This window comes from Streptomyces ureilyticus (assembly GCF_011045025.1).
Taxonomy (GTDB): domain Bacteria; phylum Actinomycetota; class Actinomycetes; order Streptomycetales; family Streptomycetaceae; genus Streptomyces; species Streptomyces ureilyticus.
This window is the reverse complement of the sequence record NZ_JAAKZX010000037.1, coordinates 1-18,308: the sequence shown is the minus strand read 5'-3', so window position 1 is coordinate 18,308 and position 18,308 is coordinate 1. Positions and strand designations below refer to the sequence as shown.

The following is an 18,308-nucleotide window of genomic DNA, read 5'->3' as shown; positions in this document are numbered from 1 at the left end:
CACCTCCCCGCGGGGGACCGCGGTCCCCGGTTGTCATCGCTGTAACAGCAAGCAACTCGGCTGCGCGGGCGGAGATTCCCGCACGGGCGCTCGTCACGGTGGCTGCACGCGGCGTGCCAATCTGCGGCCCCAGGCCTGGCTCGGCGCTTCGATGCAACGGTGGGTCAGCACGCACAGCGGCAACAGCACGGCGAAGAACGCCACTTCGAGCGCGAGACTGTCCTGTCGCCGTCGGCCGATCGTGCTGTCGATCACCGCCAGCAGCACGGGATGCACCAGATAGACCGAGTAGCTCCCGAAACCGGCTGCCAGCCGGCCGCGCGACAAGACCTCACTGCATCACCGCGCAATGCGAGCGCCGGACCATGAGCAGAGCCCGACGGAGACGCCGGGGAAGGGGAGGATGCGCACGGGTTCCGGGTTGTCCCGCCTCAAACTAACTGGCCCTGGGGCAGGCCTGTGATCTGCGGCGACCAGTGCAGTTGAGACCTGGGGGGCTGGGAATCTCGGGCGGTTTGGTCCTGGACGAGTTGGATGCCGGGCGCTGGGGCTCAGTTGATCTGGTCCGGTTGCTCAGCCCTTCCGGGTGGCGTCGAGTTGGAAGTGCCAGATGACCGCGATCGGGGAGTCGTCCAGGGCCGCGGCCGACGCTTCCGGGCACCAGTGCAACAGGTCCCAGGACACATGGGCGGGGAGTGGGTCCGGGGCGGTGTCGGGGTCGAGGGAGTGACGCGGGCGGTGGGGTTCCTCGCAGTGCCGGACCTGGAAGCCCAGTGGGAGGGCTGCTGTGAGGTAGGCGCTGAGCGGGCGGTGGTATTCGGCGAGGAGGGACGGGCTGCCGTCCGGGCCGGGACGGCGGGCCAGGGTCGGCCGGAGGTAGGACACCAGCAGGTGGGCATCCGAGATCACGAGGTTTCCGCCAGGGCGCAGGACGCGCGCGAACTCGGCCAGTACGGGGGCCAGGTCGGGGACGTGTGTCAGGGCGAGCGCGCAGACGACGGTGTCGACCGCGTTGTCGGGAAGCGGCAGCCGGTGCAGGTCGGCCTCGTGGAAGTCGACGTCTGGCAGGCGCTTGCGGGCCTGGGCGAGCATGTCCGGTGAGGCGTCGACGCCGGTCACATGGTGGCCGAGTTCATGCAAGTAGGAGGTGTGACGGCCGGTGCCGCAGGCCGCGTCCAGCGCCGTGCCGACGGGTAGGCCGTCCAGCATGCGTCGGACAACGGGCTGCTCAATGTCGATCATTTGGTTGCCAGGGGCGTCATAGTGCGGCGCCCAGGATTGGTAGACGTCGGCCGCGCTGATCGTGCCCGGAGTGGCCCTGACTCCCTCGGCATGCGCGAGGGCGGGCGTGTCCAGCAGGGCCCGGATCTCCGCGATCCGGGCCTCGACGAACTCCCGGTCGGCGCTTCCTTCCCTGAAGCCGCGCAGCAAAGCGGCACCCTCGATGCCCAGCAGATATCCCAGGGGGCTCAAAAAGGTCACTCCACGGACGGTACGGACACATGCTCCGACGGCTCCACCGGTTTTGGGCTTGTCGCCTCGGCAACCACCGTCATGGGGCCGCGTGACCCGCCACCCCGCAGCCGGCGTGTCCCTGCCGCTCAGAGCACGCTGTAGAGGGCGTCGATGAGCGCCATCTTCCGAGGGTCGTCGGCGATGTGCGGCCCCATGCGGTTCATGACGTAGCCCAGCGAGACGCCTGCCTCCGGATCAGCGAGACCGCAGGAGCCGCCGAATCCGTCGTGCCCGAAAGCCCTCGGATTCGGACCGTAGGAGTTGTTGGCGCCACTGAGCCAGAGGCCGAGGCCGATCTCCGTCTCGCTTTCGAAGCCGGCACCGAGCACCAGATCGCGGCAGACGCCCTGTCCTTCACGGACCCGCTCAGCAGCCTCCGGCGAGAGGACGCGATGCGAACCGTACGCCCCCCGCCCGGCGAAGATTCCGTACAGCGCGGCGACCGCCCGTGCCGTGCCGTGCCCGTTGGCGGCCGGGATCTCGGCGGCCCGCCACGCCGCCGTATTGGCCTCGGTCGCGCCCGCCAGGGGATTGGCCAGTGCGGCCAGCGCCACGGGCGCCAACTGGCTGAAGATCGCCGCCTGTTCACTCGACGAGGCGGCCGGCGGATGCACCAGCTCGGCCGTGCGCCCGGCCTCCTTCTCCGGCAGTCCCACGCTGAAGTCGATGGCGAGCGGACCGGTCACCTCCCGCTCCAGGAACGCGCCCGGCAGCAGCCCCGAGACGCGCCGCACCACTTCACCGACCAGGAAGCCGTACGTCAGCGCGTGATAACCCGAGACCGTGCCCGGCTCCCACCATGGCTCCGTCGCCGCAAGGCGCTTCGTGGTCAGCTCCCAGTCGTAGAGCTGCTCCAGCGAGTGCGGCTCACGCAGCCCGGCGAGGCCCGCCCGGTGCGACAGCAGATGCCCTACGAGCACCGACTCCTTGCCCGCCGCCGCGAACTCCGGCCAGTACGCGGCCACCGGCGCTTCGAGGTCGAGCAGCCCGCGGTCGGCCAGGATGTGCGCGCACAGCGCCGTCGGCCCCTTCGTGGTCGACCACACGTTGACCAGCGTGTCCCGCTCCCAGGCACGCGTCCGCGCCGCATCCGCCCAGCCGCCCCACAGGTCAACCACGGTCTCGCCGCCCACCGTGACGGTCACGGCCGCGCCCAGCTCGTCGCGGTCCCGGAAGTTCTCCTCGAACGCGACGCGCACCGCCTCGAAACGGGTCTCGCAGTGGCCCTGAACCTGGGACATGGGTCCTCCGTCGTCCGCCGGGAACACCGGGCGCGGAAGGGCGGCCCCGGCTTCCCTGAACATACCGACCGGTCGGACTAGAGGGAAGTCGCTGTACCCGACGCGTCCTCGGTGAGTGACCTGCGACCACGGGCCTTGGCACCGATACTCCGTTGCTTGATCAAAAACGGGTTGGACAGCATGGCGCCATGCGACGACATGAGCACGCCGGGCCCGAGGCACTGCGCGCCATGCAGAGCCTGGCCACCCGCACCTTTCCGGCAGCCGGCTACCACCACATCGGCGACCTCACATGGAACTGGTGCCTGGCCCTCGACCGCGCCGACCAGTGCCCGACAGCCGTCTGGAGCCAGGACGAACAGACGCTGGCCTGGGGCTGGTTGGAACTGCCCGACACCTTGATGCTCCAGGTCGACCCGGAGCACCCGGAACTGGCTCACGAGGTCCTCGCCTGGGCCGAACACACGGCATCAGGCCCGCTGACCATCGACGTCACCGAGACCGAACCCCACCTGGTCAAGGCCCTGGAACAGCGCGGATACACACAGACCACCGACGGCCCGTTCATGACCTGCCTGGGCCGCCCCCTCACCGACCTGCCGGACATCCCGCTCCTGCCGGACGGTTACTCGATCCGCCCCCAGCGCGACCATGCCGACGTGGCAGGCCGGGCGGCAGCACACCGCGCCGCCTTCGGATCGACCCGGATCACCACCGAACGGCACGCCCGCATGAGGGACACCTGGCCCTACCGGCCCGAACACGACCTCATCGTGACCTCGCCCACCGGGGAAGTCGTCGCCTACTGCCAAGGCTGGTACGACCCCGCCAACGGAATCGGCGAGTTCGAACCCGTCGGCACCCACCCCGACCAGCGCCGCCTCGGCCTCGCCCACGCCGTCTGCACCGCGGTGCTGCACGCCTTCGCCGACGCCGGCGGCCACCGCGCCATCGTCTACTCGCGCGGCGACGCCGCCTATCCCGTCCCCAAGCGGCTCTACGAGTCCATGGGCTTCACCGCGTACACCCGCACCCACACCTACGCCGGCACACCGACCGGCTGATGACCTGTCTCAGTGAAGGTGGACCAGCGTGAAGCTGTGACTTGTGGTGGTTCAGGTTGAGTGAGACGGGCTGGGGCGGTCCGTCTCACTCGACCTGAACACTGGGGGCCGCTTCGTCGGGAACCTCACCGTGCTGAATCGCCCTTCAAGGGGCCGGAGTGAAACCCGGTAGCACCTCGCGGTCGCTCGCAGCACTCGCTGCAGACACGGAGCCGGTCAGCGGATCACGCTGAACCGCAGATGGGTGGCGTTCGGCGTCTCGACCACCTTCGTACGCTCCAGCCGATACTGCCCGCCCAGGTGCTCGAACAGCCGAGTGCCGCCGCCGAGCAGGACCGGGGCCAGATGGATCTGGATCTCGTCCAGCAGCCCGGCCGCGAGGCACTGCTGAGCGGCGCTCGCGCCGTGCACGGCGACCGCCTTGCCGCCCGCCGCCGCCTTCGCCTGGGCCACCGCGCTGTGGATGCCGTCGGTGACGAAGGTGAAGACCGACGGCGCCCGTACCGTCTCCAGGCCGGGTGCCTTGTGGGTGAGCACGAAGCACGGCGTCGGTCCGGCGGGCCCGCCGTCGCCCCAGCCGCCGTCGCCCTCCGCCAGGTCGTACGACACCCGGCCCATCAGGATCGACCCCAGCCCTGCGCGCATCTCGTCCAGCAGGTCGATGTCGCGCGGGTCCGGCTGGTGCAGCCACTGGTGCAGCGGCAGGCCGCCGTCGCCCAGTTGCTGTTCGCGGGAGACGTTCGGACCGGCGACGAACCCGTCCAGCGACATCGAGATACCTGAAACGATCTTGCTCATGACCTCATCCCTCCGCTGGGTGCCTTCCTGAGGTGACGTCGGAGCCGCGTGGGAGTTCTCGACATCGCTCGGGGCGGGGTCAGGGTTTCCGCGCATACGGCTTCCGGGCGCAGGCGGGGCCGGGCCCCGCCGACCCGGCACAGTGGCGTAGCGCACTATTGCAAGCGCGTGCTTGCAATAGTTAGCGGGGGTGCGGCAAGGTGGGGGCATGGCAACGCTCAACGTCGGCAATCTTGGTGAGTATCTGCGGGAGCAGCGGCGCAATGCGCAGCTGAGCCTGCGGCAGCTTGCCGAGGCCGCCGGGGTGTCCAATCCGTATCTGAGTCAGATCGAGCGCGGGCTGCGCAAGCCGAGCGCGGAGGTCTTGCAGCAGGTCGCCAAGGCCCTGCGGATCTCCGCCGAGACGCTGTATGTGCGGGCCGGGATCCTCGACGCCGAGCGGGACCGGGACGAGGTGGAGACGCGAGCCGTCATCATCGCCGACCCGACGCTCAGTGAGCGGCAGAAGCAGGTGCTGCTCCAGATCTACGAGTCGTTCCGCAAGGAGAACGGCTTCGAGATCAAGGATGTCGAGGAAATTCCGGGCGTTCAGGATGATCTGGACCCTCAGGGCGTAACGGAAGGTCGGGTCACCGCCGTTGACAGGGCCCGCACGGCCGACGGCAGCGAGGCCGAGCAGAACGACCCGTACGACGAGGACAGCCTGCACGAGAACACGAAGAACAACGATCACCAGAGCGACAAGAACAACAAGAACGGCAAGAACGACAAGCACGGCAAGAACGATCGCGGTGCACCGCACGGTCGGCAGTCCGCGAGCTGACCGGGGGCGACGCAGCCCCACCGCGCGGTAGCGGTCGTACGCCGTCGTACAAACCGCCACATAAAACCCTCACTCACAGCTTTCCGGAGGACCATCGCCATGGCCATCACCGACGACCTGCGCAAGACCTTCAGCGACCCGACCCCGCTCTACTTCGCCGCCGGCACCGCCGACCTGGCCTTCCAGCAGGCCAAGAAGGTGCCCAGCATCGTTGAGCAGATCCGTACCGAGGCCCCGTCCAAGATCGAGGCCGTCCGGCACATCGACCCGAACTCCGTCCAGGAGAAGGCCACCACCCGCGCCAAGGAGGCGCAGGAGACCCTTCAGGGCAAGGTCACGGAGTTCATCGGCACGCTCGACACCGACCTGAAGAAGATCGGTGAGACCGCTCAGGACTTCGCCCTCCGCAGCGTCGGCGTGGCCGCCGAGTACGCCGTGAAGGCGCGCGAGACCTACGAGAAGGTCGCCGAGCACGGTGAGCAGACCGTGAAGACCTGGCGCGGCGAGACCGCCGAGGGGATCGAGGAGATCGCGGTCGCGGTCGAGCCGAAGCCCGAGCCGGCTGCGCCCGCGGCTGCGGAGGTCAAGGACGAGAAGCCCGCCGAGGCCAAGACCGAGCCCGCCGCGGCGCAGAAGACGGCCCCGGCCAAGAAGGCCCCGGCCGCCCGCAAGACCACGGCCAAGAAGACGACGCCGCCCAGCAAGTAAGCGCGGCGTGTAGGGCGTAAACAGAGATTCACCAGAGCAAGAACCGTCGGGGACTCCGGGCACTATCGGAGTCCCCGACGCGTTCTCCGGGTACGGTGACGGCGTAGAGACGACTCGATCGGGTGGTGGGCACAGTGCTGATGACGGCATTCGGCGGCTTCATGTCGCTGCTCTTCCTCGCCATGCTGGTGCTCGCCGTTGCGGCGCTTGTGCTGGCGGCGATGGCCCGCGATGACGCGTACCGCGCCGCGGACAAGCAGAACAAGATGTTCTGGATGATCATCCTCGGCGTCACGGTGGCCGTGAACCTGCTGGTCCCGATCCTGTTCCTGCAGATCGCCGGGCTCATCGCCACGATCGTCTTCTTCGTGGACGTACGCCCCGCGCTCAAGCAGGTCTTGGGCGGTGGCGGCGGCCGTCGCGGGGGCAGCAGCAGCGATGGTCCGTACGGGCCTTATAACGGCGGACGCTGAGGCGCGCGTACACGGGCCCTATAGCGGCGGCCGTTGAGGCGTGCGCGCGACGAGCTATATAACGGCGGACGCAGAGACACGCGTACGCGGCTCACAGCTGGCGCCGACCCAGGCTGTACGCGACTTACGGTCGGCGTTCCAGCAGCAGCACCGCCACGTCGTCCGTCAGCTCCCCGCCGTTGAGGTCGCGGACCTCGTTCACGGCCGCTGTCAGGAGTTCCTCGCCGCTCAGGTTCTTGGCCAGTTGGCGGCGGACCATGTCGACCATTCCCTCTTGGCCGAGTCGTTCCTTGCCCGCGCCGATCCGGCCCTCTATCAGGCCGTCCGTATAGAGCATCAGGCTCCATGCGCCGCCCAACTCCACCTGCCGGCGCGGCCAGCGGGCGTTCGGCAGCAGGCCGAGGGCCGGGCCGCCGCTCTCGTACGGGAGCAGTTCGGCGACGTGGCCGGAGCGGGCGATCAGCGGGGTGGGGTGTCCGGCCAGGCACAGGCCGGCGCGGCGGCCGTCCGGTGCGATGTCCACCGTGCAGAGCGTCGCGAAGATCTCGTCGCTGTCGCGCTCGTGCTCCAGGACCTGCTGGAGCGTGCCGAGCAGTTCGTCGCCGCACAGGCCGGCCAGCGTGAGCGCGCGCCAGGCGATGCGCAGCTCCACGCCGAGCGCCGCCTCGTCGGGGCCGTGCCCGCAGACGTCGCCGATCATGGCGTGCACGGTGCCGTCCGGGGTGCGCACGGTGTCGTAGAAGTCGCCGCCGAGCAGTGCGCGCGAGCGGCCGGGCCGGTAGCGCGCGGCGAACCGCAGTGAGGAGCCCTCCAGGAGCGGCGTGGGTAGCAGGCCGCGATGCAGCCGGCGGTTCTCCTGGGCGCGCACCCGGCCCTCGGCGAGCTTCCGCTCGGCGGTGTCCGACCGCTTGCGTTCCACCGCGTACCGGATCGCGCGGCTGAGCAGCCGGCCGTCCAGCTCATCGCGGAAGAGGTAGTCCTGGGCGCCGACGCGCACCGCCTCAGCGCCGCGTTCGGCGTCCCCGGACGCGGTGAGCGCGAGGACGGCGTGCCGGGGCGCGAGCCGCAGTACGTGCTGGAGCGGGGCCAGCTCGTCGTCGCCGTCGACGGCCCGGCCGGGCGCCGGCAGCGCGAGGTCGAGCAGGATGCAGTGGACGTCGTCGGTGAGCAGCCGCTCGGCCTCGGTGAGGTTGCGGGCGGTACGGACCCGGATCGGCTTGCCGGCCGAGTCGAGCAGCTCGGGCACGCTCAGCGAACCGGCCGGGTCGTCCTCGATCACGAGCAGCGTCAGCGAGGTGCTGCCGACCGGATCGCCGGCGTTACGCGTGGCCGAGGACGGCGCCTGAGCGGCCGAGGCGCCCGGTGCGGACGCGGTGCCGGCCGTGGCGCCGATTCTGGAGGCGGCGCGAGCCTGACCACCTTCCACGGCCGGGATCGCTCTCTGCCGCGGTACGGGTACGGGCATCGTCTTCGTTCCTTCCCTCCCCCCGAGGGCACGGTGGGACAAGGTCTAGCCCACCGACGGGGACCATAGCGTCAGCTGTGGCCACAAAGGAATGGCGTAAAGCGATCGGTACGTAAAACGGCCCCCGTCATATGCCGCATCCCCTAACGGATTTGGACATCGGGCGGCTCTCCAGATGATGACGAACGTCACGTCGCCGGGGTTGATCGGGGTCCCGGAACGTGCTGCACGTCACGTGGGGCGCGTCACTTGTCAGGGGTTGCGTGAGGGGTTGGAAACTGCGGCAGGGGGATGGTGGTCAGGGCAGGTCATCGTCCGGACTCCCTCACGTCCCTCACGCAGCCACGTCACTCATGCAGACACGTCCCTCACGCAGCCGGACGCACAACCCCCAGGATCGGCATGGACCCAGCCCCCGCCATCGTCACAGTCCGCCCCGGCCGGGGGGCGTGGATCATCGCGCCGTCGCCTATGTACATCGCCACATGGCTGGCGTCGGAGTTGTAGATGATGAGGTCGCCCGGGCGCATGTCCTTGATGTCGACGCGGTCGAGCTGCTTCCACTGCTCCTGCGATGTACGCGGGATCGCCTGGCCGGCCGCCGCCCACGCCTGCGAGGTCAGACCGGAGCAGTCGTACGTCTTCGGGCCCTCGGCGCCCCATTCGTACGGTTTGCCCATCTGCTCCGTCGCGTACTCCACGGCCTTCTTGCCCGCCGCCGTCGCCTCGCCCTTGATGTCCTCGAGTACGCCGGAATCCAGCCAGGCCGTCTGAGCCTTGGCCGCGGCCTCCCGCTCCAGTTCGGCGAGCCGATCCTTCTCGTCCTTCTCCAGCTCTGACTCGAGCTTCTCGGCGGCGGCGATCTGCTTCGTGACCTTCTTCTTGGCCTCGGCCTTGGCCTTGCGGTTGGCCTCCAGCTTCTGCCACTGGGCGGAGGCGTCCTTCGCGTACTGCTTCAAGTCCTTCTGCGTACGGGCCAGTTCGGCGAGCATGCCCTTGGTCGCCCGCTCGCCCTGGCGCACCCGGCCCGCTCCGTCCAGGTACTCCTGAGGGTCGCCGCTGAGCATCAGCTGCGCCTCGGGCGGCAGTCCGCCGCTGCGGTACTGGGCGCGGGCCGCCGCACCCGCCCGGTCCTTCAACTTGTCCAGCTTTGCCTGGCCCTGGACGATCGCGCGGGCCAGCTCGACGATCTGGGCGGACTGCTTGTCGGTCTTCTCCTCCGCCGCGTTGTACGCGTCCGTGGCGACCGCCGCGTCGTGGTAGAGCTTGTCCAGCTTCTTGCGGATCGCCTCAAGGTCCTTGGTGCTCGCGGGTGTTGAGGACGGTGTCCGTGGTGGTGTCGGGCCCGGTGTCGGCTCCGCGTACGCCACCCCGGGCGCGGCCAAGATGGCCGCCGCGCAGGCCAGGGCCATGGTCACCGTGGTCAGGCTCCGCTTGCCCGCTCCCATACTCCGCTCCCAAGCTGATTTACCGTCAGTAACTTACGGGTGCCTCGGGGGATGGTGGCATGGCGCCCCGCAATCCGACAGAGGCAGACGCGAACTCCCCCAACTCCCCTCAGGTCGCCTCTCTCGACTCCCCTCGGGTCGCCGCCCACTCGGCAACTCCCCCCGGGGCCTGCCCACTCGACGATGATCTCCCCGCTCATGTGACGAACGACTCACGGAGATCGTTCCCGTCACTCTCGGAGATCCTTCCCGACGCAACGACGCAACGACGCAACGACGCAACGACGCAACGACGCAACACCGCACGCCGGTTCAGGGGCGCGGGCTCACGAGAAAGGCGCGGAGGGTGGCGGCCGGGACTACCCGCGAGGCGCCAACGCCCCCCACCGCACGGTCACTTCGCCCTGCCGCCAGCGCGTCACGCCATCCGTCACCGGCCAGTCGGCCGACAGATCGCGTACGGCCCGTATCCAGCGCTGGCGGACGCCGTACGAGGCGTAGGGCGCCGCTGCCGCCCAGGCGTGGTCGAAGTCGCGCAGGAAGGCGTGCACCGGTTCGCCGGGGACGTTGCGGTGGATGAGTGCCTTGGGGAGGCGTTCGGCCAGGTCGGAGGGGTGGTCCAGGGAGCCGAGGCGGGTGGCGAACGTGACGGTGCGCGGGCCCTCGGCGCCGAGGGCGACCCAGACGTGCCGTCGGCCGATCTCGTCGCAGGTGCCCTCGACGAGGAGCCCCCCGCGCGAGTTGGCGGACGCCGGCGCGAGGCGGGCGCACAGTCGCGCCCAGACGTCGGCGACCTCCGCCTCCTCGTACTGGCGCAGTACGTTCGCCGCGCGGATCAGTGAGGGCCGCTCCGGAAGCGGGATCTCGAAGCCGCCGTGCCGGAAGGCGAGCCCCTCGCGTTCGTACGGCCGCGCCGCCGCGACCCGGGCCGGATCGATCTCGACACCGACCACGCGCGTGCGTGGAGCGACGGTGCGCAGCCGCTGGAGGAGTTCCGCCGGGGTCCAGTGCGCGGCTCCGTAACCGAGGTCGACCGCCACCGCGTCGCCGGCCCGGCGCAGCTCGGCGCCGTGGGCGGCGGCGATCCAGCGGTCCATGCGCCGCAGCCGGTTGGGGTTGGTGGTCCCGCGCGTCACCGTTCCCACGGGGGCGGGCGCTGCGCGGGATGTCATGCGTACGAGGGTAGGGCGCGGCTCTGACAACGGGGTCTGGGCGTAGCGGCCAGACACGGCGGGCCTGGGTGCAGTGGGGTCGGTGCACCGGGGGGCGGCTACCGCCTCTACCCAACACCTGTACGCACGGCAACCTCGAACGGTTGAGCGAGATTCGGCAATGATTCGGTAAAGAGGAAATGGAACGGGGTGCTCCGGCGTTCCGGCTTTGGAGGGCACTCCAGGTCTTCCAGTCCGGCATGCCCGCAGCAAGGAGGAACGCCACGTGAGCCAGTACGTGAGCAGGCTCGGGCGCCGCTCCGCGGCGACGCCCCCGAGGCTCAGGCTGCACCGCAGGCCACGCCGCGTCGCGATGCTCTCCGTGCACACCTCGCCACTGCACCAGCCCGGCACGGGCGACGCCGGCGGCATGAACGTCTACATCGTGGAGCTGGCCCAGCGCCTCGCCGCGATCAACATCGAGGTCGAGATCTTCACCCGCGCGACCACAGGCGGCCTGCCGCCCAAGGTGGAACTTGCGCCCGGCGTCCTCGTACGCCACGTCGACGCCGGCCCGTTCGAAGGCCTCGCCAAGGAGGACCTGCCCGCCCAGCTGTGCGCCTTCACGCACGGCGTGATGCAGGCCTGGGCCGGTCACCGCCCCGGCTACTACGACCTGGTGCACTCGCACTACTGGCTCTCCGGCCACGTCGGCTGGCTGGCCGCCGAACGCTGGGGCGCCCCCCTGGTGCACGCCATGCACACCATGGCGAAGGTCAAGAACGCCGCCCTGGCCGAGGGCGACACCCCCGAACCCGCAGCCCGCGTCATCGGCGAGACCCAGATCGTCCGCGCCGCCGACCGCCTCATCGCCAACACCTCCGAAGAGGCCGACGAACTCGTACGCCACTACGACGCCGAACCCGGCAAGGTCGCGGTCGTCCACCCCGGCGTGAACCTCGACCGCTTCCGCCCCGCCGACGGCCGCGCCGCCGCCCGTGCCCGCCTCGGGCTCCCGCAGGACGCCCTGATCCCCCTCTTCGCGGGCCGTATCCAGCCCCTGAAGGCCCCCGACGTACTGCTGCGCGCCGTAGCCGTCCTCCTTCAGGAGCGCCCTGAGCTCCGCTCGAAAATCGTCGTCCCTGTAGTGGGCGGTCCGAGCGGCAGCGGACTCGCCAAGCCTGAAGGCCTGCAGAAACTCGCCGCCCGCCTGGGCATCGCCGACGTCGTCTGGTTCCGCCCGCCCGTCGGCCAGGACAAGCTCGCGGACTGGTTCCGGGCCGCCTCCGTCCTCGTCATGCCCTCCTACAACGAGTCGTTCGGGCTCGTCGCCGTAGAGGCGCAGGCGACCGGGACCCCCGTACTCGCGGCCGCGGTGGGTGGGCTCCCCGTCGCCGTACGCGACAAGGAGACCGGCTTTTTGGTCCCCGGGCACGATCCCGTCGACTACGCGCGCGTGCTGCGTGATTTCGCCGACAACCCCGCGCTCCCGGAGCGGATGGGCGAGGCCGCCGCCTGGCACGCCAAGTCCTTCGGCTGGAACACCGCGGCCTCGGCCACCGCGGACGTCTACACGGCCGCGGTCCACGAGCACCGCCGTCGCGTACGCTCCCACCATGGCTGACGAACGGCAGGCCGCACAGGTCGTCGAGGGCTTCCTCAAGGACGCCGAACTCGAGTGGGAGAGCCCCGAACCCGGCACCTACGTAGTGAAGCTCCCCGGCACCCGCAAACTGTCCACGACCGTCTCACTGATCGTCGGCAGGCACTCCCTGTCCCTCAACGCCTTCGTGATCCGGCACCCCGACGAGAACGAGTCCGGCGTCCACCGCTGGCTCCTGGAGCGCAACCTCAAGCTCTATGGCGTCAGTTACGCCGTCGACCCGCTCGGCGACGTCTACGTGACCGGCAAACTCCCCCTGGCCGCCGTCACATCCGAGGAGATCGACCGGCTGCTCGGCTCGGTCCTGGAAGCAGCCGACGGCGGTTTCAACACCCTCCTTGAGCTCGGTTTCGCGTCCGCGATCCGCAAGGAGTACGCCTGGCGGGTGTCGCGCGGCGAATCGACGCGCAACCTGGACGCGTTCGCGCACCTCACGAAGCCGCGCGGCGACTGACTCCTGGTCCACGTCGGTCGACGCGGGCGTACCGGCCCGGAGTCACACCCACCAGCCGCTTGAAATGACGCGTCAGATGGGACTGGTCGTAGAAGCCGGTCGCCGTGGCCACCTCGCTCGGCGGGTGACCACCGAGGAGCAGTCGGCGGGCGCGGTCGACCCGGCGTGACATCAGGTACTGGTGCGGGGCGATACCGAAGGCCGCGCTGAACGCCCGTACCAGATGGGCCGGATGGGCATGCACCAGCCGCGCGGCCTCGTCCAGGGCGATACCCGGGACGAGGCGGGCGTCGAGGAGCTCGCGCAGCGTGTGCGCGACGCCGTGGTCAGGCGACGGCCGTTCCCCGGTCGGACCGGTCAGCCGGGGCCGCAGATGCCCGCGCAGCCGCTCGCCGATGAGCGCGAGCCGGCTCGCGGCCTCCAGCTCGTCACCGGGATGCCGCAGGGCCGAGTGCAGTTGCCCGACTCGCGTGCGCAGTACGGGATCCGCAAGGTCGGGGCCGTCCACCGCCGGGCCGATGAAGCTCTCGTCGAGCTGGGTCGCGTCCAGGTAGAGGACGCGCTTGCGGAAGCCGTGCGGCGTCGCGGGGGAGCCGTTGTGCGGCACGTGCGGCGGGAGCAGGGTGACCGTGTCGTGCGGGGTGCCGTGCTCGTGCCGGTCGAGGTCGTAGCGTACGGCGCCGTCGTCGACGATCAGGAGGGTCCACGCGTCGTGTACGTGCATGGGATACGCGTACTCCGTGAAGTGGGCGTGGAACACCTCCACGACACCCGGGACACGCGGGCGCCAGGCGGACACTTCCTGCCGGGACACCATGCAAGAAACGTACAAGACCGTGGCGTACGGCGGCCGTCAGTCTCGTCCCATGAACAACGAACCAATCCTCCCCCACTCTCGGCTTCGCTCGAGCGGGGGGACCCCCACCGAGACCAAGATCGCCGTGCTCCTGCGGGACGACCTGGAGTCCTGGCAGCGCCTGAATGTGACCGCCTTCCTGGTCAGCGGCCTGGGCACCGAGCTGCCCGAGGTGGTCGGTGAGCCGTACGAGGACGCCGACGGAACCCCGTACCTCCGGATGTTCCGCCAGCCCGTGATGGTCTTCGAGGGCTCCAAGGAGACCCTGACCGCGGCCCACAGCCGCGCCCTCACCCGCGCACTGCCCCGCTCGCTCTTCACGTCGGACCTGTTCACCACGGGCAACGACCGGGACAACCGCGCGGCCGTACGGGCCGTCCCCACAGGGGAGTTGGACCTGGTGGGCCTCGCGGTGTACGGGCCGCGCAACGGCGTGGACAAGGTGGTGAAGGGAGCGCGAATGCACCCCTGAAGTCCTGGACCTGGTCCCGTTGCCGGCTCTAACCCTGGCCCTGGCCCCGGCCCTCAGCGCTCGAACCACTTCCCTCCCTCGCCGCTGAACCCGGCCGCGATCCCGAGGGCGAGGGCCATGCCGACGGCGTAGGAGGGGGTGGCGGTGGCGGCCAGCCCGATCAGGCCGCTGAGCACCGCGAACACCTCGATGACGAGCACGGTGTTACGCACCCAGCCGTACCGCTTCGGCGCCAGGGCGGCACAGGTGGCCAGTACGAGCGCCACGGCGATGGAGATGTATGCCAGCGGCCGCATCAGACCGTCGACGTCCTGGCCGTGGTCGAGCCGGTCGTTCACCTCGGACAGGATGAAGTACCCGGCGAAGCCATTGAAGAAGGCCTGAATCCACACCCCCGCCACGGCGAACTTGACATTGACCGGCATACGCGCCGGCGCTCCAGTGACCATGGGCCCTCACCCTTCCCGTTTTCCCGTAAGCGCCGACACCCCGGCGCAAGCCGCCATCCAGCAGCGCCTGAACTATGGGGCGTTGAGGCGGGGAGGGGTCCCGGGCGCCGGGCGTCCGGGGCCGCGCCTAGGGCTCGTCGGGGGCCGGGGGAGCGGCCCGATGGTGAGCGAGCTGCCGCCATTCGCGGGGCGTGGCGCCGTACATCTGAGGGAGTCGAACCGGGTGTGCTGCGGGGTGCGCCAAATGCGCATACCCGAGCCGTGCGTGGCGAACAGGGGCAACGGGCCGAAAGCCCAGGTCCGTCGGGACAACGAATGTCGCTTGCCGATGAGTTCGGATGTCATCCCGAGAGCCTGTAAACCTCTGAATATCGGCGAGTTTCGATGTCACTCGGTCTGCGGGCTGGGCGGGGAAGGCATGCGGGCACCAGGTCGTCGGGGGCTCGGTCTCAGGTTCAGCGGATAGCGATCATCCGGTGCGAGAGCTTTCCGGTGTGGCGGAAGCCCCGCAGGGTGGGGGGGCATGACGGTGGGATTCAGTGGCGCTGTGGCCGAGTACTACGCAGAGTTCCGGCGTGGGTACCCCTCCCAGGTTTTCGATGCCTTGCAAGAAGCCTTCGAGTTGTCGGAAGCCGATGTCGTGCTCGACGTGGGGTGTGGCACTGGCCAGCTCGCCCTTCCCTTCGCTTCCCGGGTTCGTTCCGTGGTGGGAATGGACCCCGAGCCGGACATGCTGCGGCTGGCCCGGGACGCAGCCGATGACCAGGGGATCCGGAACGCGACCTGGATGCTCGGTGCCGACACCGACGTTCCGGCACTGAGGGCGCTGATGGGAGAGCGGTCGCTGGCGCTGACGGTCATCGGACAGGCGCTTCACTGGATGCAGCACGACGAACTCTTCCGCGCTGTGACCCCGATGCTCCGCAGAGGTGGAGGCATCGCGGTGATTTCGAACGGAACGCCGCTGTGGCTCCAGGACACCGCATGGTCCCGTGCCCTGCGCGGGTGTCTGGAAGGGTGGTTCGGCACCACGCTGGAAGCGTCCTGCGGCACCAGCAGCCACGACAGGCTGAGATACGCCCAGGCTCTGAAGTGCGCGGGTTTCGTCGATGTGCGGGAACTGGCGGTCGAATACAGCGGTGAGCTGAGCTTCGATCAGCTGTTCGGCGGAGTGTGTTCGGCAATCCCCGAGGATCAGTTGCCCGGACCGGACGACCGCGTCGTCTTCGCCGAACGTATCCGGCAAGCACTTCCCGCGGACGAGCGGTTCACTGAGCATGTGAGGGTTTCCATGCTCGTGGGACAGGTTGGGGACTTGGACTCTTAGGCAGCTGTCGCACCGGCTCGTGCCCGGGTCTGGGCGAGGCGGTAGGAGACCACGTCCGGTTTCGATGATGGCCGCGTCGAAGGTGAGGCGGTCGGCCGGGCTGGCAGGAGCCGCCCGGCGTCGCAGTTGTCGGGTGCCGGCAGTCGGGCGCCACGGCTCTCGGCGACGCGGAGGACGTCGTGCAGGGACTCGGTCAGCCGGGCGGAGAGGTACCGGAGTTCTGCGGGCCCTACCTTCGGGTCTTTGATCAACTCCTGGGCGTGGCCGAGCAGTTCATTACCCATGCCGAGCTGAACGGACTCGATGTCGTCGGCGATCCGGGAGAGGTAGCCGCTGCCGCTGCCGTCGGAGAGGAGATAGCAGGGTTTCCCGTCTGCGCCGGACCAGGGGAGGAGGCGGGTGGTGGTGCGCGCGAGGTTGTCCATTACGCGGCCACCTTCACTCCGTGGATCCGGCGTGGGCCGATGTCGATGCCGTGCACGGCGAGCCAGAGGGTGCGACGGCGCTGGCGTTGCTGCCGCCTTTCGTGCCGCCACTCGTCGAGGGAGAGGACGTAGGGGCGTACGAGGGGGGAGCCCTCGCCCCGGAGGAGGGTGCAGCGGGGGCGATGAGGCCAGTGGCGTACGGGTGCGCATCCGCTCCGGGGCGCATGGGACACCTCGGGCGGGTCGTCGACAGGGCGTGGGACCGCGCGGTGTCGGCCGTGCGCGGGCAACAGCAGTCTCAGCAACTGCGTGCAGAGGACGGCGATAAAGTGCGGCATGTCTGCCTGCTTTCTTCAGGTGGGCCTTGCCCCCGGACCGCATGCAGCGCGGTTGCGGGGGTCCGCCATGTCTGACGGCGCTGTAACGCTGGAGAGAGCGAGCTGGTACGGACAGTGACGAGTCGTGTCACTGTGAGGGGCCGCTAGGACAGGGCGTCCTACTGGTCGAGGTCCAAGCGGTCCGCAAGTTCCGTGATGGGGGAGGTACGGTGACGCTCCCGGTTGCGTAGTTCGGCAACCAAGCGACGACTCGTGGAGTGGTAGCGCATCCACTCGGGAGCGGTGTGCTCGGCAGTGAGCAATGCCTGGCACGCACCGTCGTCCTTGTTCAGGTCGGCGTATGCAAGCGCCCGGTCGACATGGAACCGCGCGCGCCATGTCGGCGGCAGTGACGCCAGATCAGGTACGGCTCGGGCTACGCGTAGCGCGTCCGAGCCCTCTCCCATCTCCACAAGGAAGTTGACCTTGGCCACACCGGCGTTGGTCGGGCCGAACGGTGTGGCGTAGTCGATCCGGTCTGTGCCGATCCGGGCAGCCGCCGCACTGGCCATGTTCAGAAGATCTCGGACCGTGTCCCGCCGTTCCAGCCGTACGGCTGCGGTCGCGGCGCGGAGCAAGAGGATTCCCCAGAGCGCGAGTTCGATGGGCTGAGACCGGAATTTGGGTTCGATGCGCTCGGCCGCTGTAGTCGCGACGCGCTCGGCGTCCGCCAGACGGCCTTGCTTGGTGAGGACCCAGGCGAGGCTGGAGAATCCCACCGTTTCGAGATGTGGGTCATCTCCATGCCGAGCGGCCTCCATTGAACGCTCGAGGGCAGTGAAGGCGGCGTCTTCCTTGCCGAGCGCTGTCAGAGTGGTGGCGGCGACCTGATAGGCCTCAGCAAGGACGGATTGAGCCGCAGCAGCCTGACTGCCGCCGTGAGTTCGAGCTGCGGCTTTCGCATCTCGGATCAACTGCGGCAGCAGAGAACCGATTTCCCCCATGCGTCCCTCGCGCCGAATGCGCTCGGTGGACTGCAGCGAGGCCTGCAACCCTTCGATCGAGGGAGGATCCTCGGGGTCTGCCTCTTCGCCGAGCAGATCGGATACGGGAGAGACGGCCTGTCACAGAGCGAGGACAGAGGGCTGATCTTCTTCATCGCGCACCTCGAAGGTGGCGGGCTGCCCGACGAGCGTGGACGGTTCCACGTCCAGAGCGCGCGCCAGCGCGTTGAGTGTGGTGAGGCGGGCGGTCTGCCGAACTCCCTGTTCCAGCTTGCGGACGACATCGACGGAGAGTCCCGCACGTTCGGCGAGCCCTTCCTGCGTCAGTTTCCGTCGCATGCGCAGCCGGGCGATCCGGTCTCCGATGCCGGGTTCTTCGTGGGACTGCATGGTCACCCCCGCGAGAAAGTCCTGTAACCACGCTACGCGGGATGCGCCGCGAAGGTCCGAGAGCAGCGGATCGTTCACCTCATCCGGGAACTTCCCCGCTGATCGTGATCACGTACGCGCCTACCGGACCGATGAGGTCATGCCGCCTGCTCGGGCAGGGGCTTCGACGCCCCGCCCTCCGACCGCCGAGCGGAGGGCTCCTCCTCCGGCAACCGGCGCATCAGCACCCCGTACCCGACCCCCGCCACCGTCCCCACCACCGCAC

At 69.4% G+C, this 18,308-nt stretch carries 20 protein-coding genes and 1 pseudogene; 8 read left to right on the top strand and 13 right to left on the bottom strand.

The window, feature by feature from the left end:
• Nucleotides 1-93: 93 nt before the first annotated feature.
• The 3 genes and pseudogenes from G6048_RS14520 to G6048_RS14510 form a co-directional block, all read right to left on the bottom strand.
• Nucleotides 94-297, bottom strand: a pseudogene (locus tag G6048_RS14520) (acyltransferase family protein); the annotation flags it as partial.
• A 276-nt stretch (nucleotides 298-573) separates the two neighbouring features.
• A complete protein-coding gene (locus tag G6048_RS14515) occupies nucleotides 574-1,482 on the bottom strand; it encodes a class I SAM-dependent methyltransferase (protein ID WP_165339936.1) in 909 nt (302 codons plus the stop codon).
• A 119-nt stretch (nucleotides 1,483-1,601) separates the two neighbouring features.
• Nucleotides 1,602-2,756, bottom strand: a complete 1,155-nt coding sequence (locus G6048_RS14510; protein ID WP_165339935.1) for a serine hydrolase domain-containing protein — start codon at nucleotides 2,754-2,756, stop codon at nucleotides 1,602-1,604.
• Nucleotides 2,757-2,944: 188 nt separating this feature from the next.
• Here G6048_RS14510 and G6048_RS14505 point away from each other — a divergent pair, with 188 nt between their 5' ends.
• Nucleotides 2,945-3,820, top strand: a complete 876-nt coding sequence (locus tag G6048_RS14505; protein ID WP_165339934.1) for a GNAT family N-acetyltransferase — start codon at nucleotides 2,945-2,947, stop codon at nucleotides 3,818-3,820.
• Nucleotides 3,821-4,036: 216 nt separating this feature from the next.
• On the opposite strand, the gene G6048_RS14500 is transcribed toward G6048_RS14505, so the two are convergent.
• Nucleotides 4,037-4,618, bottom strand: a complete 582-nt coding sequence (locus G6048_RS14500) for a dihydrofolate reductase family protein (protein ID WP_165339933.1) — start codon at nucleotides 4,616-4,618, stop codon at nucleotides 4,037-4,039.
• A gap of 208 nt (nucleotides 4,619-4,826) precedes the next feature.
• Here G6048_RS14500 and G6048_RS49510 point away from each other — a divergent pair, with 208 nt between their 5' ends.
• The 3 genes from G6048_RS49510 (at nucleotide 4,827) to G6048_RS14485 (ending at nucleotide 6,622) form a co-directional block, all read left to right on the top strand.
• Entirely contained in the window at nucleotides 4,827-5,441 is a 615-nt protein-coding gene (locus G6048_RS49510) for a helix-turn-helix domain-containing protein (protein WP_235989803.1), read from the top strand.
• A 99-nt stretch (nucleotides 5,442-5,540) separates the two neighbouring features.
• Nucleotides 5,541-6,149, top strand: a complete 609-nt coding sequence (locus G6048_RS14490; RefSeq protein ID WP_165339932.1) for a hypothetical protein — start codon at nucleotides 5,541-5,543, stop codon at nucleotides 6,147-6,149.
• Nucleotides 6,150-6,289: 140 nt separating this feature from the next.
• Nucleotides 6,290-6,622: a DUF2516 family protein gene (locus tag G6048_RS14485; protein WP_206341594.1), complete on the top strand. Its 333-nt coding sequence runs from the start codon at nucleotides 6,290-6,292 to the stop codon at nucleotides 6,620-6,622.
• A gap of 124 nt (nucleotides 6,623-6,746) precedes the next feature.
• Here G6048_RS14485 and G6048_RS14480 read toward each other — a convergent pair whose 3' ends face one another.
• The 3 genes from G6048_RS14480 to G6048_RS14470 all read right to left on the bottom strand — a co-directional run bounded on the left by G6048_RS14480 (nucleotide 6,747) and on the right by G6048_RS14470 (nucleotide 10,707).
• The gene (locus tag G6048_RS14480) at nucleotides 6,747-8,087 is read right to left on the bottom strand and encodes a PP2C family protein-serine/threonine phosphatase (protein ID WP_165339931.1); all 1,341 of its coding nucleotides are present in this window, start codon (nucleotides 8,085-8,087) and stop codon (nucleotides 6,747-6,749) included.
• A 368-nt stretch (nucleotides 8,088-8,455) separates the two neighbouring features.
• A complete protein-coding gene (locus G6048_RS14475) occupies nucleotides 8,456-9,535 on the bottom strand; it encodes a C40 family peptidase (protein ID WP_165339930.1) in 1,080 nt (359 codons plus the stop codon).
• Between the two features lie 359 nt (nucleotides 9,536-9,894).
• Nucleotides 9,895-10,707, bottom strand: coding sequence for a class I SAM-dependent methyltransferase (locus G6048_RS14470; RefSeq protein WP_165339929.1), 813 nt, complete (start codon nucleotides 10,705-10,707; stop codon nucleotides 9,895-9,897).
• 265 nt (nucleotides 10,708-10,972) lie between these two features.
• Between G6048_RS14470 and mshA the strand changes: the two genes are divergently transcribed.
• On the top strand, nucleotides 10,973-12,310 hold the full coding sequence (gene mshA / locus G6048_RS14465; RefSeq protein WP_165339928.1) for a D-inositol-3-phosphate glycosyltransferase: 1,338 nt from the start codon (nucleotides 10,973-10,975) through the stop codon (nucleotides 12,308-12,310).
• A complete protein-coding gene (locus G6048_RS14460; protein WP_165339927.1) occupies nucleotides 12,303-12,803 on the top strand; it encodes a type III secretion system chaperone family protein in 501 nt (166 codons plus the stop codon). Before mshA ends, G6048_RS14460 begins: the two co-directional genes overlap by 8 nt.
• Here the strand turns inward: G6048_RS14460 and G6048_RS14455 are convergent.
• Nucleotides 12,781-13,620, bottom strand: a complete 840-nt coding sequence (locus tag G6048_RS14455) for a helix-turn-helix transcriptional regulator (protein ID WP_165339926.1) — start codon at nucleotides 13,618-13,620, stop codon at nucleotides 12,781-12,783. The genes G6048_RS14460 and G6048_RS14455 overlap by 23 nt on opposite strands.
• A 49-nt stretch (nucleotides 13,621-13,669) precedes the next feature.
• Here G6048_RS14455 and G6048_RS14450 point away from each other — a divergent pair, with 49 nt between their 5' ends.
• Entirely contained in the window at nucleotides 13,670-14,131 is a 462-nt protein-coding gene (locus tag G6048_RS14450; protein ID WP_165339925.1) for a DUF2000 domain-containing protein, read from the top strand.
• A 53-nt stretch (nucleotides 14,132-14,184) separates the two neighbouring features.
• Here the strand turns inward: G6048_RS14450 and G6048_RS14445 are convergent, their stop codons facing one another.
• Complete coding sequence (locus G6048_RS14445; RefSeq protein ID WP_165339924.1) at nucleotides 14,185-14,580, bottom strand: hypothetical protein; 396 nt, start codon at nucleotides 14,578-14,580, stop codon at nucleotides 14,185-14,187.
• A gap of 523 nt (nucleotides 14,581-15,103) precedes the next feature.
• Between G6048_RS14445 and G6048_RS14440 the strand changes: the two genes are divergently transcribed.
• Nucleotides 15,104-15,907: a class I SAM-dependent methyltransferase gene (locus G6048_RS14440; protein WP_165339923.1), complete on the top strand. Its 804-nt coding sequence runs from the start codon at nucleotides 15,104-15,106 to the stop codon at nucleotides 15,905-15,907.
• Here the strand turns inward: G6048_RS14440 and G6048_RS14435 are convergent.
• The 4 genes from G6048_RS14435 to G6048_RS49505 all read right to left on the bottom strand — a co-directional run bounded on the left by G6048_RS14435 (nucleotide 15,904) and on the right by G6048_RS49505 (nucleotide 18,043).
• Nucleotides 15,904-16,332 carry a hypothetical protein gene (locus tag G6048_RS14435; RefSeq protein ID WP_408056136.1) on the bottom strand — a complete coding sequence of 143 codons (429 nt, stop codon included), beginning with the start codon at nucleotides 16,330-16,332 and terminating at the stop codon, nucleotides 15,904-15,906. The two genes, G6048_RS14440 and G6048_RS14435, sit on opposite strands and share 4 nt — an antisense overlap.
• Nucleotides 16,332-16,670: a hypothetical protein gene (locus tag G6048_RS14430; RefSeq protein WP_165339922.1), complete on the bottom strand. Its 339-nt coding sequence runs from the start codon at nucleotides 16,668-16,670 to the stop codon at nucleotides 16,332-16,334. The genes G6048_RS14435 and G6048_RS14430 overlap by 1 nt, the downstream gene beginning before the upstream one ends.
• Before the next feature lie 158 nt (nucleotides 16,671-16,828).
• Complete coding sequence (locus tag G6048_RS14425) at nucleotides 16,829-17,701, bottom strand: XRE family transcriptional regulator (RefSeq protein ID WP_235989801.1); 873 nt, start codon at nucleotides 17,699-17,701, stop codon at nucleotides 16,829-16,831.
• A gap of 72 nt (nucleotides 17,702-17,773) precedes the next feature.
• Nucleotides 17,774-18,043, bottom strand: coding sequence for a helix-turn-helix domain-containing protein (locus tag G6048_RS49505; protein WP_235989800.1), 270 nt, complete (start codon nucleotides 18,041-18,043; stop codon nucleotides 17,774-17,776).
• Between the last annotated feature and the right edge of the window lie 265 nt (nucleotides 18,044-18,308).

What these genes read in the sequence shown, in the direction of transcription:
- G6048_RS14510 (WP_165339935.1), bottom strand. Translation starts at nt 2,756, where the DNA reads ATGTCCCAGGTTCAGGGCCACTGCGAGACCCGTTTCGAGGCGGTGCGC.
- G6048_RS14505 (WP_165339934.1), top strand. Translation starts at nt 2,945, where the DNA reads ATGCGACGACATGAGCACGCCGGGCCCGAGGCACTGCGCGCCATGCAG.
- G6048_RS14500 (WP_165339933.1), bottom strand. Translation starts at nt 4,618, where the DNA reads ATGAGCAAGATCGTTTCAGGTATCTCGATGTCGCTGGACGGGTTCGTC.
- G6048_RS49510 (WP_235989803.1), top strand. Translation starts at nt 4,827, where the DNA reads ATGGCAACGCTCAACGTCGGCAATCTTGGTGAGTATCTGCGGGAGCAG.
- G6048_RS14490 (WP_165339932.1), top strand. Translation starts at nt 5,541, where the DNA reads ATGGCCATCACCGACGACCTGCGCAAGACCTTCAGCGACCCGACCCCG.
- G6048_RS14485 (WP_206341594.1), top strand. Translation starts at nt 6,290, where the DNA reads ATGACGGCATTCGGCGGCTTCATGTCGCTGCTCTTCCTCGCCATGCTG.
- G6048_RS14480 (WP_165339931.1), bottom strand. Translation starts at nt 8,087, where the DNA reads ATGCCCGTACCCGTACCGCGGCAGAGAGCGATCCCGGCCGTGGAAGGT.
- G6048_RS14475 (WP_165339930.1), bottom strand. Translation starts at nt 9,535, where the DNA reads ATGGGAGCGGGCAAGCGGAGCCTGACCACGGTGACCATGGCCCTGGCC.
- G6048_RS14470 (WP_165339929.1), bottom strand. Translation starts at nt 10,707, where the DNA reads ATGACATCCCGCGCAGCGCCCGCCCCCGTGGGAACGGTGACGCGCGGG.
- G6048_RS14460 (WP_165339927.1), top strand. Translation starts at nt 12,303, where the DNA reads ATGGCTGACGAACGGCAGGCCGCACAGGTCGTCGAGGGCTTCCTCAAG.
- G6048_RS14455 (WP_165339926.1), bottom strand. Translation starts at nt 13,620, where the DNA reads ATGGTGTCCCGGCAGGAAGTGTCCGCCTGGCGCCCGCGTGTCCCGGGT.
- G6048_RS14450 (WP_165339925.1), top strand. Translation starts at nt 13,670, where the DNA reads ATGAACAACGAACCAATCCTCCCCCACTCTCGGCTTCGCTCGAGCGGG.
- G6048_RS14445 (WP_165339924.1), bottom strand. Translation starts at nt 14,580, where the DNA reads ATGGTCACTGGAGCGCCGGCGCGTATGCCGGTCAATGTCAAGTTCGCC.
- G6048_RS14440 (WP_165339923.1), top strand. Translation starts at nt 15,104, where the DNA reads ATGACGGTGGGATTCAGTGGCGCTGTGGCCGAGTACTACGCAGAGTTC.
- G6048_RS14435 (WP_408056136.1), bottom strand. Translation starts at nt 16,332, where the DNA reads ATGGACAACCTCGCGCGCACCACCACCCGCCTCCTCCCCTGGTCCGGC.
- G6048_RS14430 (WP_165339922.1), bottom strand. Translation starts at nt 16,670, where the DNA reads ATGCCGCACTTTATCGCCGTCCTCTGCACGCAGTTGCTGAGACTGCTG.
- G6048_RS49505 (WP_235989800.1), bottom strand. Translation starts at nt 18,043, where the DNA reads ATGCAGTCCCACGAAGAACCCGGCATCGGAGACCGGATCGCCCGGCTG.